Origin of the sequence: Hymenobacter sp. (assembly GCF_031398885.1) — a bacterium.
Classification (GTDB): Bacteria; Bacteroidota; Bacteroidia; order Cytophagales; family Hymenobacteraceae; genus Hymenobacter.
In genome coordinates, this window is sequence record NZ_JANNOD010000116.1 from 48,986 (window position 1) to 63,647 (window position 14,662).

A 14,662-nucleotide genomic window follows, 5' to 3' on the forward strand; every position below is an offset into this window, starting at 1 on the left:
GGCAATGAAGAGCTGCTCAGGGTCAGAGGTTAGTCGTCGAGCTCCAGCCGGGCGTTGCGCAGCTGCACGGTTTGGGTGGGCAGCTTCTGGCCGTGCAGGGGCACCGGCACCACGCTCACGCGCACCGGGCGGCCCTGACGCACCAGCTCGGCCAGGGCCGGGCGCAGGGCCAACTGCATGGTCACCACCTTTTCCAGGCCGCGCACCGGGTCGGCCACGGGCAGGATGGTGAAGGTGCCCACGAAGTTTTCGCCGGCCGGTGCGGTGCGCAGGTCCACATTGGGCTGGTTGAGAAACACGCGAATGGTGAGCGGCACGGTGGGCAAGTCGTACCGGTTGAAGCGCAGGATGACGCGCCGGCGGCCCGAGGCCAGGGCGGCCGCCACTTCCTGGCGCTGGCCCTCCGGTACCCGCACCGGGGCCGAACCGGCGGCCGACGCCGCTTGGCTGGGCTCCGTGCTGCGGGCAATGGCGCCCGGCGTGGGCTGGGTAAAATCGAGGCTCTCGAACCGGTAGCCCATTGTTTCGGGGCTGACCGTGTCCTTCACTTTCACCTTGATGAGCTTGCCGGTTGGGTCGTAAAATCCAAACTCGTAGTTGAGCCACAGCGGGTCGGTGGGGTTCTGGTGGGCAGGGTCGGCGGCCAGCCAGGCGGCCCAGAGGCGGTCCACGTTGCCGTGGTGACCACCAAAAATAGGGTCGAGCGCCGCCGTGGGAAAGGCCCCCATGTTGCCGCCAATCCAGTTGTGGATGTTGTTGTGGAAGCTCTGCTCCACGATGCCCTCCACCTGCGGCACCCGGGGGTCGCGCTTCTCAAAGCCCCCGAAGGAACTGAACCGCGGCGCCTGCAGGGCGGCGTCCACGTCGATGAAGTCGGCCGGAATGGCCTCGCCCGGTGCCGCGTCGCGGGTCACGTCCAGCAGCGGGTTGTCGGCGCCGTAGTAGTGCGCCGGCATTTGGCGCCCGCGCTTGGTCCAGTCCCAGTAGGGCAGGGCCAGGGTGGGCTCGTTGATGGCGGCCTGCAACTGCTTTTCCAGGGCCCAGAGAAAAGCCCGGTGCCAGGGAAAGAACAGCCAGTTGTAGTGAATCTGGGTCTGGTAGTTGCTGGTGGTGCAGTAGAGCGAGTGCACGGTGCCGTTCATGAGCCAGCCCGTGGGGTCGAGCTGGTTGCGGTCGGAGCGTTTTTTCAGCACCTGCACCGCCTCCCGCAGCATGCGCAAATTCGGGTCGTCGGGGGCCATGGCCCCAATGTCGCGCCGGGTGACAATGCCGCCCGCCCGCGCCGCCGGCGGTCCGGGCGGCGGGGGGGCTTCGTCCCGGGCCGAGGGGCCGCAGCCCGCCAGGCTCGCCACGCCGGCGCCGGCCGTCAGCAGCCCCGTGCCCGCCAGCAGGCCCCGCCGCAAGAAGTCGCGCCGGCTGGGCTGGAGTGGGCGGTGGTCGTCGGAGGACGGGAAGAGTTTCATAGCCAACAGTTGAGCAGGGGCCGTCGCCGGCCGCGGATGGTCCCTCGTTCTAGGCCTCGGTATCCAACGGCAGATGGCCGATAACCTCTTCTTTGAGCACGGGATACATGATGAATTCAAAAGGAAAATTGGTGCCGCTGACAATGTTGCTCACCACCTTACCGTCCTTCAGGGTGAGGACGTGCACCTCCATCATCTCCACGATTTGGTTGGTGGCCGCGATGCCGTAGTAGTCTTTTTTGAAAGCCGCCACGGCCGTAAAGCGCACCACCACCTTGTCCTTGGTCGCAATCATTTCATCGAGGATGAATTGCCGGACGGGCCAGGCATCGGCGAATCCGGCGAAAATCTGCTTGTACTCGGCCAGGCCCTCGATGGGCCCCTGCGGCTTCAGCCCCGTCCACACGCGCACCGCGGGGTGGAGGCATTCGTCGAACACGGCCAAGTTGCCCTGGCCAATGCCTTCCTTCATGAAGCGCAGCACGAGGGCCCGGTTGCCTTTTCTCTCGGCTTTGGCTTGCTTCTTCTTTGCTTTCTTCGGGGTGATTTCCGGGTTGGGAGTCGTCATGGCGGTAAGTTGAGAAAGGTGAATTTTTTGCTTGAAACAGCTTCAAAAAGCAGAAAACCTGCTGCGCTCATCGGGCGGCCTTGGCCCCTAGCGGTGGGCTTGTTCGGCCACCTGGCCCAGGGCGCTTTCCGCCGCTTTTTCCGGCTGGGCCGCGGCCTGCTTGAGCATGGAGCCTGCGTAAATCATGCCCAGGCCGTAGCCGCCGGCGTGCTGGCTGGCGATTTCAAACACGCCGTTGTAGGCTTCCATCCGGGCCCAGTCGCGCTGCAGCTCCAGCAGGTACTGCAGCCAGGTGATGGGGCGAACGCCGGCCTGCACCATGCGCTGCACGGCCATGTTGTGGGCCTCCGCGCTCACGCCGCCGCAGGCGTCGGTCACCACGTACACCTCGTAGCCTTGCGCCAGGGCCGAGAGGGCCGGCATCACCACGCACACCTCGGTCCAGAGACCGGCCAGCACGAGCCGCTTGCGGCCGATTTCCTCCACGGCGCGCACCAGGTTCACGTCTTCCCAGGCGTTCATCGAGGTGCGGTCGATGGGCTTCTGGTCGGGAAATACCTCCTTGATTTCCGGGAAAATGGGGCCGCTGAACGTCTCTTCGTCCACGGTGGTGAGCACCACGGGCACGTTGAAAAGCTTGGCTGATTTGGCCAGGCCCGCCACGTTGTTGCGCAGCTCGGCAATGCCGATGGAATGGGTGGCAAAGCCCATCTGCGGCTCGTGGTCGATGAGGATGAGGGTGTGGTCGGTGGGGGTGAGCAGGCTGGCCGCCGGCACCGCCGTGGGGGTTTGGGGTTGCATGAGCAAGGGGAGGTTAGGTGAGGAAATGAGGCTTGCCCGTCGTCGGGCGGAGAAGGAACGGGTTCAGAATCGGCGGATGAGCAGCACGCCCACCACCAGCAGGGCCGCGCCCGCCAGCCGGCCCGCGCTCAGCGGCTTCACGGCCAGCCCGAGCAGGCCGAAGTGGTCGAGCAGCAGCGAAATCAGCATCTGCCCCCCGATGATGAGGGCAAACGTGAGCACGGCCCCCAGGCGGGGCACCAGCACCACCGTGGCCGTGACGTAAAAGGCGCCCAGCACGCCCGGCAGCCAGCCCCAGGCCGGCAGCTGGGCCACCTGGCCGAGGTCGCGCAGCGGCAGCCGCCGCACGGCCGAGTAGAGCATCAGCGCGGCGGCCCCCACCCCGAACGACCACAGGGCCGAGAACACCGGCTGGCCCAGCACCCGGCTCACCTGCGCGTTCAGGCCGGACTGCACGGGCAGCGCCACGCCGGCGGCGAGGGCCAATAAGTAAAGGAGCCATTGCATGAGCGAAGGGAGTTGAGCGGGGTTGGGTTGGATGGGGCACGCCTAGTAGCCCAGGTCTGGAGTGGGCTCCCGGAGCTTGCCGACCAGCCAGGCGTCCAGCGAATGGCGCCCGGGGCCCAGCACCAGCACCGCCAGCGCCATGATGGAGTACACCAGCGGCACGTCGCGCCCGTGCCAGTCGTCGGCGAGGTGCACCAGCAGCAGGCCCACCAGCGTGGTGCCGAGGATGAGCAGCGCCGCGGGCCGGGTGGCCAGCCCCAGCACCACCAGCGCCGCCCCCAGCACGTCGGACGCAATGGCAAAGGCCATGTTGGCCGGCCCGCCCAGCCCGAACGGGTCCGGGATGGACTGCACCTCCTCGGCGTAGTTGGCCATCTTTTCCCAGCCGTGCACGCGCAGCAGCGCCAGCCCGAACAGAACCCGGAACACGAGCAGGCCCCAGTCGAGCACGGCCGGCGAGGACTCGGGCGAGATAAAACGGCGGAGGAGGGTCAGCATGAGATAAACGAATTGAGCTTTTCGAGCGAAGCCGGCGGGGTTACTTTTTGGCGCCGCCCCAGCCGTTGTAGGTGGCGGCGGGCGACCAGGCTGGCACCACCGGCACGGCCTTAGGCGCGAACTGGGCGAAGGCGCCCGCCCCGTACACCACGCGCCCGTCCACCACTGTGAGCAGGGCCTCAATGGCGGGAATCTGGGCTTCGGGCACGGCGAAGTAGTCGGCCGAGAGCAGGGCCAGGTCGGCGTAGTACCCTTCCTGAATGCGGCCCTTCACCGCGTCCTCGCCCGTGAGGCGGGCGCTGCCGCTGGTGTAGAGCTGCAGGGCCGCGCGGCGGTCCAGCCGGTTCTCGGGCGGGTAGAGCACGGTGCCGCCCACCGTGCGGCCGCTCACCAGCCAGTGCAGCGCCACCCAGGGGTTGTAGCTGCTCACCCGCGTGGCGTCGGTGCCCAGGCCCACGGGCAGGCCCAGGGCCAGCATCTTCTTCACCGGCGGAGTAGCCGCCGCGGCGGCCTTGCCATACCGGGCCACAAAGGCTTCGCCCTGAAACGCCATGCGGTTCTGGATGGCAATGCCGCCGCCCAGCGCCTTGACGCGGGCCAGGTTGCGGTCGGAAATGGTTTCGGCGTGGTCAAAATACCAGCGCAGGCCGTTGAAAGGGGTGGCGCGGTTCAGGTCCTCCAGTACGCTCAGAAAGCGGGAGATGCTCTCGTCGTAAGTGGCATGCAGGCGGAAGGGCCAGCGCTTTTCGACCAGTACGGCCAGCACCTGCCGCAGCTCGGCTTCCATCTGGGCCGGCAGCTCGGGGCGGGTTTGCTCGAAGTTTTCAAAGTCGGCCGCCGAGGCGACCAAGTTTTCGCCCCCGCCGTCGAGGTAGTAGCGGTGGTTGTCTTCCTCCGCGGCTTGCGGGCCCCGGGGGTTGTTGGCCACCCACTGCACGTAATCCTGGTACTCGCGGCCGGCTTTTTGGGCAAACAAGTAGTAAGGAACGCGCAGCGTCAGCTGGCCGCGCCGGGCCAGGGTGTCGGCCACGGCGTAGTCTTCGGGGTAGGCCTGAAAGCCCCCGCCCGCGTCAATCGCGCTCGTCAGGCCGAAGCGGTTGAGGTCGCGCAGGAACTGCTGGGTGGAATTGAGCTGCTCCGTGAAGGTCAGGGCCGGGCTTTTGGCGTTGGTGGCGTAGAGCACCAAGGCGTTGGGCGTGGCCAGCAGCAGGCCGGTGGGCTCGCCGGCCGCGTCTTTTTCGATGGTGCCGCCGGGCGGGTTGGGCGAGTCGCGGGTGAAGCCGGCGGCCCGCAGCCCGGCCTTATTAAGCCAGGCCCGGCCGTAGAGGTGCAGAATAAAAATCGGTACGTCGGCCGAAATGGCGTTCAGCTCGGCCAGGGTGGGGTTGCGCTTCTCCGCAAACTGGTGCTCGCTCCAGCCGCCCACCACCTTCACCCACTGGCCCGCCGGGGTGCGCTGCACCTGCGCGCGCACCATGTCCAGGCCCTGGCGCAGGCTCTTCACGCCGTCCCAGCGCAGCTCGGTGTTGAAGAAGCGCCCCCCCCGAATCACGTGCAAGTGCGAGTCGTTGAGCCCGGGGATGAGCGTGCGCCCCTGTGCGTCCACCACGCGGGTATTCGGACCCTTCAAGCGCAGCACCTCGGCATCGGCGCCCACTTTGAGTAGCTTGCCCGCCCGCACGGCCACGGCCGTGGCCGTGGGCCGGGCCGGGTCCAGCGTCACCACCCGGGCCCGGTGAATGATGAGGTCGGCCACATTCGATGCGGGCACCTGGGCGTACCCGGCCGGCGCGAGGGCCAGCGCCGCCAGCAGCACGACTCCCAAGGCCGGCCGGCGGCGCGGCGCAGGTTGCCGCCTGGTCTTATTAGTCCATAAGGCTTTCAGCGCCAGCAACCAGGGGCCCGCTGCCAGCAGCACCCCAATCAGCCCAATAACCCATGCCAGTCCGCCGGGCAGCGCCCACCAACTCAGCATGAGCAGTCCCGTGCCGGGCAGCGACAAGCGCAACCAGTACGCAAAAGCATTTATCCGGGTGCCCATGAGGTGAAAGGTGACGAGGCGCATGGAAAGAATCCCAACCCTTGGCAGCGGGCCGGTGGCTAGCCGTTCGCAAGCCAGTTGCCAAAGTGCCACTTGCTTCACCTATCACTTAACAAACTGCTATAAAAGCCTGATTACAGGCTTTTATAATTAGGCCTGCAATTCCGTTACGGGCCGTTCGCCGACCCGTACATCCGGCAGGCCGTAGGTATTCACCGCTCAATCTGATATCTCGGATACCGGAGTTATCGAAATGACACGAGTGGTCGATGTTTCAATTAGAAAACGTTGACGCTTTCCCGCCGGGCACTTGTAGCTTTCCATCGGGACGTCGTAGAGAAAGTCCTGGATGTCTGACCTGCTAGAAGCCGAAGTCAGGGGAAAGGGGAACTGAGCCGTGATGTACTGGGCTTGAGCTTTGAATAAGGCATAATTGGGTCTGTTGGCGTAGCCCGCGTCGGCGAGCAACTTGCGTGGTGGGGGGCCTGCAGCCCGTGCTCAAGGCCGCGCAGCAACAGGGCAGGTGTAGGCCGTCGCGGCCATTCGCAAAATTGGCTTGCACGTGGCTGATGGCGCCTATTGTCGGGTTCGTGGTTAAGATGCAGAGGTAATTGAACCCGCGGGCTTTGCAGTGCAGTGCCCCAGCAGTTCGCGCAATGAGCCACCGGTGGGCGTGGGCATTTTGCTGGTGGGTTTCGTGATGGCGATGAACTCAGACAACCTGTTGGTGGCCCCGCCCGCTGGGTCTGCATGGCGGTGCGGTCGTCGGGCGTGAGCTGGTGGTTCGGCCGGGCCAGGCGGGTGGCCCGGCTGCGCAGTTGAGCGGGGTCGTGGTTGCCCTGGGCCACGGCGTGCAGCACCTTCTCGAAGCCCAGGCCGCCGGTGCGCGCCACGCTTTCGGTGTCCTTCCTCACCGAGCCGGTCGCGCCCACCGCGTCCACAATCACGAAGCGGGTTTTGGCGCCCGCGTCGCTGGTCACCTGCGTCAGGTCGGAGGGGCTGATGACCCGGGTGCCGCGGCCCTTCATCTGGTCGAAGTACACCCGGTTGCGCACGTCGCGCAGGAACAGCAGGCACTCCAGGGGCTTGATGTCGGTGCCGGTCGAAATCATGCCCCCTGTCACCGCCACCCGCGGGTTGAAGTCGTTGCGAAAGCGCTTAATCAGCTCGTTGCTCTTCTCCTCGGCCGCGTAGGTGATTTTCTTGCCGAACTCGTTGCTCTTGCCGAACACCTCGCGCACCAGGTCAACGATTTCGTCGGCGTGGTGGTCGCTCATGGCAAAAATCAGGGTCCCGGGTACGAGCGCGCGCGCCGGAAACAGGGTCTGAACAGGTTGGCCTTCCATTCTGCCAGTACCGTGCGAATCTGGTCGGGCGCCGTCACCGAGCGGTCGAGCTGGGTGGCGGAGTATACCCGTTCGTCGTCGAGCGTTTCCCAGCGGCGCGTGCGGGTCCGGCGCTCCATGCGCTTTGCCGAGCTGCCCTTTTCTACCCGCGAACCCCGCGCGGTTATCTCGGTCTGGATGCGGAATATGTCGGAGCCCGCGTTCATGCCGTCGACCACGGCGCGCTCGTGGCTGTATTTCATCGCCAGGTTCTGGTTGAAGCCGAAGGTCTGCTTGGCCGGTGTGGCCGTCAGGCCGATGAGGTGGGCGTCGAAGTACTCGAGCACCTGTTGCCACGCGTTGTAGGTGGAGCGGTGGCACTCGTCAATCACCACGAAGTCGTAATCCTCGAGCGGTAGGGCTGGATTGTAGGCCACCTCGCGGGGCTGCTGCGGCGCCTCGCCGTTCAGCTCGAAGCTCGACCGTTCCTCGTTACCCGCGTCGAACTCGGCCTCGCCCCGCAGTACCGAGTACAGGCGCTGGATGGTGCTGATGGTCACCTTGCTCACCGCGTCGAGCTGGTTGCTGGTCGGGTGCTGCACGGTGTAGAGTTCCGTGACCTTGGGCCCGTCGTCCGGCGCCGCGTACTGCCGAAACTCCTGCAACATCTGCTGCTCCGGGTTGCGCCGGTCCACCAGGAGCAGAACGCGCTTGGCCCCCGCAAGCTTGATGAGCCAGTAGATGAACGAGACCGCCGTAAACGTCTTGCCCGGGGCCGGTCGTCCTTCAAGCGCACATCTAAATTGCGCAGAGCCCCAATTTGGCACTCGCGCAGCCCATTGGTAGCCACCGCCGGCAGCAAGTGGAGCCGCGCCCGCGGCGTGCCGCCCAGCTGCCGGGTCCACTCGCGCAAGGCCTCGGCCGGTGAAAGCCGAACACCGCCCGCGAGCGCGGCTTCGGGTTGCGGGCGTCGGCGAAGCGGATTTCCTGCCCGTTGGCCTCGTAGTCGAAGGGCAGCTAGTCGGCCACCCGCTGGGCGTGTTTGGTGGCGCTGGCCTGGTAGCGGGCCGTCTGCCCGGCTACGGCCGTCAGCGAGGTGCCTACCTTTTTCGCTTCCACAATACCCACCAGCTTGTGGTCGACTAGCAAAGCGTAGTCGGGGCCGGGCGGGTACTCGCGCACGGCGATGCCTGCGGCAGCTCTTAAGGTTAATCTGCTTGTAGTCCTGCACGAGCCAGCCCGCCAGGGCCAGTTGGGCGTCGATGAGCTGGCGAGCGTGCTGTTCAGGGGTGAGTATGAAAAGATGAAGCGGCGGGAGAACTGCGAACATAGTTCATTGTCCGTACTGAGCCTTCTGGAGTCATCAAGTGAATCAGGAAGAAGGACCCGCTACCTTGTCATGCTCAGGGAGAAGGGGGGCGGGCGGTACGTTCAGTAGCATCACCAGCAATTCAGCCTGACCAAAAAATTTAGTTGGTGCCCCAGGGTGTACCCCAAGAATTAAAAAAGGCCCTATGCATTACGCAGAGGGCCTTTTTTAGTAGTCCGTAGGGGAATCGAACCCCTGTTGGTAGAATGAAAATCTACTGTCCTAACCCCTAGACGAACGGACCGTTTTGGATTTTGTGGTGCAAAGATACGGGGCGGGACTTTCAATGCAAGTCGGGAGGTGAAAAAAAGCGCTGCACGTGCGAAAGTGCGTTGTTTTCAGGCGCAAAAGATTTTTGGCTGGCGGCAAGTGCCGCCGATGGGGCCGCTTTGGCTTGCCACTCAAGAAGCGTACTGTTCGCAGAAAAACCACACCGGCCGGGCCCGGGCCCCGGCGTGAGCGAACCCGCGCCGGCCTGCTATCTTCGCCCCGCGTTTCAACCGGCTGCCAGCGTGGCAGTCGGCCACTCTTTTTCCCTGTTTTGCAATGGCAAAAATCAAAGTCGCCATCAACGGCTTCGGCCGCATTGGCCGCCTCACTTTCAAGTCGCTGCTGGGCCGCGACAACGTGGAAATCGTCGCCATCAACGACTTGACCGACAACAAGACGTTGGCCCACCTGCTGAAGTATGATTCCGTGCACGGCCGCTTCGACGGCACCATCAGCTACGACGAGGAGAGCCTGACCGTGAACGGCCAGCGCATCGCCGCCCTGGCCGAGCGCGACCCCAAGCTGCTGCCCTGGGGCACAATGGGCATCGACGTGGTGCTCGAATCCACCGGCCGCTTCGTGGACGAGGCCGGCGCGGGCCAGCACCTAACCGCCGGCTGCAAGAAAGTCGTGATTTCGGCCCCCGCCACCGGCAACATCCCCACCGTGGTGCTGGGCGTGAACGAGAACATCCTCACCGGCGCCGAAACCATCCTCAGCAACGCCAGCTGCACCACCAACTGCCTGGCCCCGATGGCCAAGGTGCTCGACGACGCCTTCGGCATCGAGAAGGGCTACATCACCACGGTGCACGCCTACACTTCCGACCAGAACCTGCAGGATGCCCCCCACAAGGACCTGCGCCGCGCCCGCGCCGCCGCCTACAGCATCATCCCGACCAGCACCGGCGCGGCCAAGGCCGTGGGCCTGGTGCTGCCCCACCTCAAGGGCAAGCTCGACGGCTTGGCCATGCGCGTGCCCATCCCCGATGGCTCGATGACCGACCTGACCGTTATCCTGAAAAAGGAGACCACGAAGGAGGCCATCAACGCCGCGATGAAGGCCGCCGCCGAGGGCCCGATGAAGGGCATCCTCGAATACACCGAGGACCCGCTCGTGAGCATCGACATCGTGGGCAACCCCCACAGCTGCGTCTTTGACTCGTCGCTGACCGCCGCCAACGGCACGCTGGTGAAGGTGATTGGCTGGTACGACAACGAATTCGGCTATTCTACCCGCACGGCCGACTTGATTCAGAAGCTCGGCGAGCAGATGAACGGCTAGGACCTGGCTCCGTAAGTAACGCCGCTTGCCTGGCCATTCGTGGCGGGTGGGCGGCGTTTTTTATGTGTAACAGCCAGCGGCCAGCGACCGTGTGGTGCGCTGCGGCGGCCGGTTTGGCCGGGGCGCCGGCAGCCTGCGTACACCTCTTACTCACTCGGCCAGCTCACGCTGGCCGACGCCCATGCCCAAAACCTGCTTTATCCTCAACCCCGCCGCCGGGCCCAGCCGCCGCCTCGATTTGCCGGGGCTGATTGCCCGGCATTTTGGGGCGTTGGAAGCCGATTACGAAATCCGACTGACCCAATTTGCCGGCCACGCCGTGGAGCTGGCCCGGCAGGCCGCCGCCGACGGGTTCCGGGTGGTGGTGGCCGTGGGCGGCGACGGCACCGTGAACGAAGTGGGCCGCGGCCTGCTGGGCACCGATGCCGCGCTGGGCATCGTGCCGCAAGGCTCGGGCAACGGGCTGGCCCGTCACCTGCACGTGCCGCTGGCCCTGCCGGCAGCGCTGCGGCGGCTGGCCAGGCCCAGCTTCAGCCGCATGGACGTGGGGGTGCTGAACGGCCACCCGTTTTTCTGCACGGCCGGGCTGGGGTTCGATGCGCACGTGAGCCGGCACTTTGCCGAAGCCGGCTCGCGGGGCGTGAGCACCTATCTGCGCGTGACGCTGCGCGAGTACCGCCGCTACCGGCCGGTGGCGGTGCGCGCCGACCTCAACGGCCAGGTGCTGGAAACGGACTGCTACGTGCTGGCCTTCGCCAACGCCTCGCAATACGGCAACAACGCCTACATCGCGCCGCGGGCCGACCTGCGCGACGGCCTGCTCGACGTGTGCCTGATTGACGCGCTGCCGCTGGGCCGGGCCCTGCGGGTGAGCCTGGGCATGGCCCTCGGCAACCTGCCCCAGACCCGGGCCGCCGAGTATTTTCAGGTGCCGCGGGGCTCGGTAGTGGCCCGGGCGCCCCTCGGCTTTCACGTCGACGGCGACTACCTGGGCGATGCCACCGAGTTTGCGGTGGAGCTGCTGCCTTTGGCGCTGGCCGTGGCGGTGTGAATTTCGTTGTCCGTTGTTCGTTGTCAGTTGTCAGGTCGTGCTGAAAAGCTGATTCTGTGAACCAGCAGCGAGCCACGAGCAACAAATAACTGGCAACGAACAACGAACAACGAAAATCATGAAGACAAACCGCACCGGGGTGGTGTACTCCACCGACCCTGAATTTTCTTATCAGACCGGCGAGCCCGCCGCCCCCGCCACGCTGCCGCCGCCGCAGCAGCAGCTGCGGGTGCAGCTCGACAAGAAGCAGCGCGGCGGCAAGCAGGTCACGCTCGTGACCGGGTTCGTGGGCACCGACGAGGATTTGCAAGCCCTGGGCAAGCTGCTCAAAACCAAGTGCGGCGTGGGCGGCAACGCCAAGGACGGCGAAGTACTGGTGCAGGGCGACTTCCGCGACAAGGTGCTGGAAGTGCTGCTCAAGGCCGGCTACAAGGCCAAAAAAGCCGGCGGGTGAACGCTGCGCTTAATGAAGAATGAGGAATGAAGAATGAGCAATGAGCAGTGCGCAAAAGGAACGTCATGCTGAGCGTAGCCGAAGCATCTCGCGTGCGGCAGTAACTCAATCGTGCAACGAAGCGCGCGAGATGTCTCGGCAAGCTCGACATGACGTTCCTTTTGCTCATTCCTCATTCCTCATTCCTCATTAAGCGCAGCGTCATTCCTCATTCCTCATCAGGCGCAGCCTTGCCCGGTCCACGTCCCCGGGCGTGTCGATGCCAAACGTGTCCAGCTCGGTTTCGACGCAGTGAATTTGAAAACCAGCTTCCAGCCAGCGGAGCTGCTCCAGGCTTTCGGCGGCTTCGAGGGGCGACACAGGCAGCTGCGTGAGTTGCTCCAGCACCTGCGGCCGGTAGGCGTAGAGGCCCAGGTGGCGCAGGTAGCGGTGGTGGGCCAGCCACTCGGCGGGCTCGCGGCCGCGCTGGTAGGGGAGGGGGTGGCGGCTGAAGTACAGGGCGTGGCCTTGCTGGCTGAGTACCACTTTCGGCAGGTGCGGGCTGAGCAGCTCTTCCGCCGATACCACGGGTTTGACCAGCGTGGCAATGTCGGGGGCCGTGGCCGCGTCGGCGAATAAATCGGCCAGGGCGTTGATTTGGGCGGGGTGAACGAAGGGCTCGTCGCCCTGGATGTTGACGATGCAGTGCACGTCGAGGGGCGAGCCCAGCTGCTGGAAGGCTTCCCAGAGCCGGTCGGTGCCGCTGGGGTGGTCGGGGCGGGTGAGCACGGCCTCGCCGCCAAACTCCTCCACGTGCCGGCGGATGCGCTCGTCGTCGGTGGCCACTACCACCCGGGCTAAGTTGGCCTGCCGGGCCTGGGCCACCACCCGCTGAATCATGCTGCGCCCGCCCAGGTCGACGAGTGGCTTGCCGGGCAGGCGGGTGGAAGCAAAACGGGCGGGAATGAGGCCAAGAACCATGGGAAGGAAGGAGCAGCAGCCGCGGAAGCGCGGGAGTTTTCGGATTCAAAGAACGGGAGCCCGGCGCGGCGGAAACAACCCGGAGCTAATTGCCCGCCGGTTTTTGCGTTATTTTGTCGTTGCTGGCCGCTGTGCCGGTTCCCCGGGCGGGGGCAGTGCGGATTTTGCAAGGCTTATTAAGTATGACTGTAATTCTTTCGTTGCTCACGCTGCTGGCCCTGGGCGGCCCGGGCCCCGGCAAAGCCGGCCTCTCGAGAAGCGCCCCCACGGACTCGATTGGCGTGGAAATGCGCGGCGGCCAGCGCTTCGTGAAGCACCGCGTGACCGCCGGCGAAACCCTGACCGCCCTCACGCGCCGCTACCGCGTGACCCTGGACCAGCTCACGGCCGCCAACCCGCAGATAAAAAATGGCCTGGGCATCGGGCAAATAGTGTTCGTGCCCCGGCCCGCCGGGGGGAAAGCCGCGGCGGCGCCCGCCATTGGCAAAGCGGCGCCGGTCGGTCCGGCGCCGGCCAACGGGGCCGCGCCCGCGCGCTACACCGTGGCGAAGGGCGAAACCCTGTTTGGCATTGCCCGCCGCTTTCAGCTCACGCCCGATGACCTCATCAAGCTGAACAAGCTGCCCGTCAGCGGGGCCGTGCGCGTGGGCCAGCAGTTGCTGCTCACGGCTGCCGAGGCCGGGGTGCCCGCCGCGGCAACGGCCGCGCCCAAGGCCGTGCCGGTGGTCGCGCGTCCTGCGGAAACAGAAGCCGCGGCGGCGGCCCCGGCTGTTAAAACGCCCGCCGCGCCGTCCCCCGACAAGCCCGCCGAAATTGCCACCGTGACGCCCGCGCCGCCGGCCGAAAAGGAGAAAGCCGAAGAACCCGCCAGCGAAGACCGCCCCGCTCCCAGCCGAGCCAGCGAGGTGCTGGCCCGCGTGGTGGAGTCCGGGCTGGGCGCGTCCATCGAGCGCAGCGTTACCGACAAGTACCTGGCGCTGCACAAAACGGCCCCCGTGGGCACCATCATGCAGGTCAAGAACAGCATGAACGGCCTGTCGGTCTACGTGCGCGTGATTGGCAAGCTGCCCAACACGGGCGAAAACAACAACATCCTGGTGCGCCTTTCGCCGCGGGCCGTGCAAAAGCTGGGCACGGCCGACGCCCGGTTCCGGGTCGAAACCAATTACGTGCCGTAGGTGGCCGGGAGCGCTAAAAAAGCCGTGCCGCCATCGGGTGCCCCGCCGGTGCGGCCGGTGCCCGACGCGGCCCGGCTGCGCGAGGTGCTGGAGGAGCGGTACGCCCGGTACAACCGCCCGGAGTTCATCGCGAACGACCCCATCCAGATTCCGCACCGCTTCCGGCGGCGGCAGGACGTGGAAATCAGCGCGCTGTTTGCCGCGCTGCTGGCCTGGGGGCAACGGCCCACCATCATCAGTAAGTGCAGTGAGTTGCTGCGCCGGATGGACGACGCCCCGCACCAGTTCATCACCCAGCACCGGGACGAGGATTTGAAGCGGCTGCTGGGCTTCTGCCACCGCACGTTTTGCGACACCGACCTGCTGTACTTCGTGCACTGGCTGCGCTGGTTTTACGAGCGGCACGAGACGCTGGAAGACGCTTTCTTGCAGGGCGCCACCCAGCGCGAGCGGCTCGAAAACTTCCACACCCTGTTCTTCAGGCTGCCCGAGGCCCCCGCCCGCACCCGCAAGCACGTGGCCACGCCGGCCCGCGGCTCGGCCTGCAAGCGAGTGAACATGTACCTGCGCTGGCTGGTACGCCGCGACGGCCGCGGGGTGGACTTCGGCCTCTGGACCCGGCTTTCTATGGCCGACCTCGTCATGCCCATCGACCTGCACGTGGAGCGGCAGGCCCGCCCGCTGGGCCTGCTCACCCGCCCGCGGGTGGACTGGCAGGCGGCCGAGGAGTTGACCGCGAACCTGCGCCTGCTCGACCCGCTGGACCCGGTGAAGTACGACTTTGCGCTGTTTGGGGCGGGAGTGGACGCAAAGAATGGCGGGTAACGAAACTCAAATACGTTGAAAAAGGCGGGGGACGGTTCCGGGGAAGGCAATACCGAATAGGTAAACAA

Annotated in this window: 15 protein-coding genes and 1 tRNA gene; 5 read left to right on the plus strand and 11 right to left on the minus strand. The window is 65.8% G+C overall.

Going from position 1 to position 14,662, the window contains the following annotated elements; genetic code table 11:
* Positions 1 to 29: 29 nt before the first annotated feature.
* The 10 genes from RMO51_RS20840 to RMO51_RS20885 form a co-directional block, all read right to left on the minus strand.
* Entirely contained in the window at positions 30 to 1,463 is a 1,434-nt protein-coding gene (locus RMO51_RS20840; protein ID WP_310397914.1) for a tyrosinase family protein, read from the minus strand.
* Positions 1,464 to 1,512: 49 nt separating this feature from the next.
* Positions 1,513 to 2,031 carry an ester cyclase gene (locus RMO51_RS20845; protein ID WP_310397915.1) on the minus strand — a complete coding sequence of 173 codons (519 nt, stop codon included), beginning with the start codon at positions 2,029 to 2,031 and terminating at the stop codon, positions 1,513 to 1,515.
* Positions 2,032 to 2,118: 87 nt separating this feature from the next.
* The gene (locus RMO51_RS20850; RefSeq protein ID WP_310397916.1) at positions 2,119 to 2,832 is read right to left on the minus strand and encodes a hydrolase; all 714 of its coding nucleotides are present in this window, start codon (positions 2,830 to 2,832) and stop codon (positions 2,119 to 2,121) included.
* A 63-nt stretch (positions 2,833 to 2,895) separates the two neighbouring features.
* Positions 2,896 to 3,339 carry a DMT family transporter gene (locus tag RMO51_RS20855; protein WP_310397917.1) on the minus strand — a complete coding sequence of 148 codons (444 nt, stop codon included), beginning with the start codon at positions 3,337 to 3,339 and terminating at the stop codon, positions 2,896 to 2,898.
* Between the two features lie 42 nt (positions 3,340 to 3,381).
* Positions 3,382 to 3,837: a DoxX family protein gene (locus RMO51_RS20860; RefSeq protein WP_310397918.1), complete on the minus strand. Its 456-nt coding sequence runs from the start codon at positions 3,835 to 3,837 to the stop codon at positions 3,382 to 3,384.
* Between the two features lie 40 nt (positions 3,838 to 3,877).
* Complete coding sequence (locus tag RMO51_RS20865; RefSeq protein WP_310397919.1) at positions 3,878 to 5,902, minus strand: amidohydrolase; 2,025 nt, start codon at positions 5,900 to 5,902, stop codon at positions 3,878 to 3,880.
* Positions 5,903 to 6,252: 350 nt separating this feature from the next.
* A complete protein-coding gene (locus RMO51_RS20870) occupies positions 6,253 to 7,155 on the minus strand; it encodes a hypothetical protein (protein WP_310397920.1) in 903 nt (300 codons plus the stop codon).
* An 8-nt stretch (positions 7,156 to 7,163) separates the two neighbouring features.
* Positions 7,164 to 8,108, minus strand: a complete 945-nt coding sequence (locus tag RMO51_RS20875; protein ID WP_310397921.1) for a DEAD/DEAH box helicase family protein — start codon at positions 8,106 to 8,108, stop codon at positions 7,164 to 7,166.
* A 112-nt stretch (positions 8,109 to 8,220) separates the two neighbouring features.
* A complete protein-coding gene (locus RMO51_RS20880; protein WP_310397922.1) occupies positions 8,221 to 8,385 on the minus strand; it encodes a hypothetical protein in 165 nt (54 codons plus the stop codon).
* A 359-nt stretch (positions 8,386 to 8,744) separates the two neighbouring features.
* A tRNA-Glu gene (locus RMO51_RS20885) sits at positions 8,745 to 8,816 on the minus strand.
* Positions 8,817 to 9,118: 302 nt separating this feature from the next.
* On the opposite strand from RMO51_RS20885, the gene gap reads away from it, so the two are divergent.
* From gap to RMO51_RS20900, 3 genes are all read left to right on the plus strand, one after another.
* On the plus strand, positions 9,119 to 10,126 hold the full coding sequence (gene gap / locus RMO51_RS20890; protein ID WP_310397923.1) for a type I glyceraldehyde-3-phosphate dehydrogenase: 1,008 nt from the start codon (positions 9,119 to 9,121) through the stop codon (positions 10,124 to 10,126).
* A 181-nt stretch (positions 10,127 to 10,307) separates the two neighbouring features.
* Positions 10,308 to 11,177 carry a diacylglycerol kinase family lipid kinase gene (locus RMO51_RS20895; RefSeq protein WP_310397924.1) on the plus strand — a complete coding sequence of 290 codons (870 nt, stop codon included), beginning with the start codon at positions 10,308 to 10,310 and terminating at the stop codon, positions 11,175 to 11,177.
* 118 nt (positions 11,178 to 11,295) lie between these two features.
* Positions 11,296 to 11,631 carry a translation initiation factor gene (locus RMO51_RS20900; RefSeq protein WP_310397925.1) on the plus strand — a complete coding sequence of 112 codons (336 nt, stop codon included), beginning with the start codon at positions 11,296 to 11,298 and terminating at the stop codon, positions 11,629 to 11,631.
* A gap of 201 nt (positions 11,632 to 11,832) precedes the next feature.
* Here the strand turns inward: RMO51_RS20900 and kdsB are convergent, their stop codons facing one another.
* Entirely contained in the window at positions 11,833 to 12,591 is a 759-nt protein-coding gene (kdsB, locus tag RMO51_RS20905) for a 3-deoxy-manno-octulosonate cytidylyltransferase (RefSeq protein WP_310397926.1), read from the minus strand.
* Positions 12,592 to 12,773: 182 nt separating this feature from the next.
* Between kdsB and RMO51_RS20910 the strand changes: the two genes are divergently transcribed.
* On the plus strand, positions 12,774 to 13,769 hold the full coding sequence (locus RMO51_RS20910) for a LysM peptidoglycan-binding domain-containing protein (protein WP_310397927.1): 996 nt from the start codon (positions 12,774 to 12,776) through the stop codon (positions 13,767 to 13,769).
* Positions 13,770 to 13,793: 24 nt separating this feature from the next.
* Complete coding sequence (locus RMO51_RS20915) at positions 13,794 to 14,594, plus strand: TIGR02757 family protein (RefSeq protein ID WP_310397928.1); 801 nt, start codon at positions 13,794 to 13,796, stop codon at positions 14,592 to 14,594.
* The last annotated feature ends 68 nt before the right edge of the window (positions 14,595 to 14,662 follow it).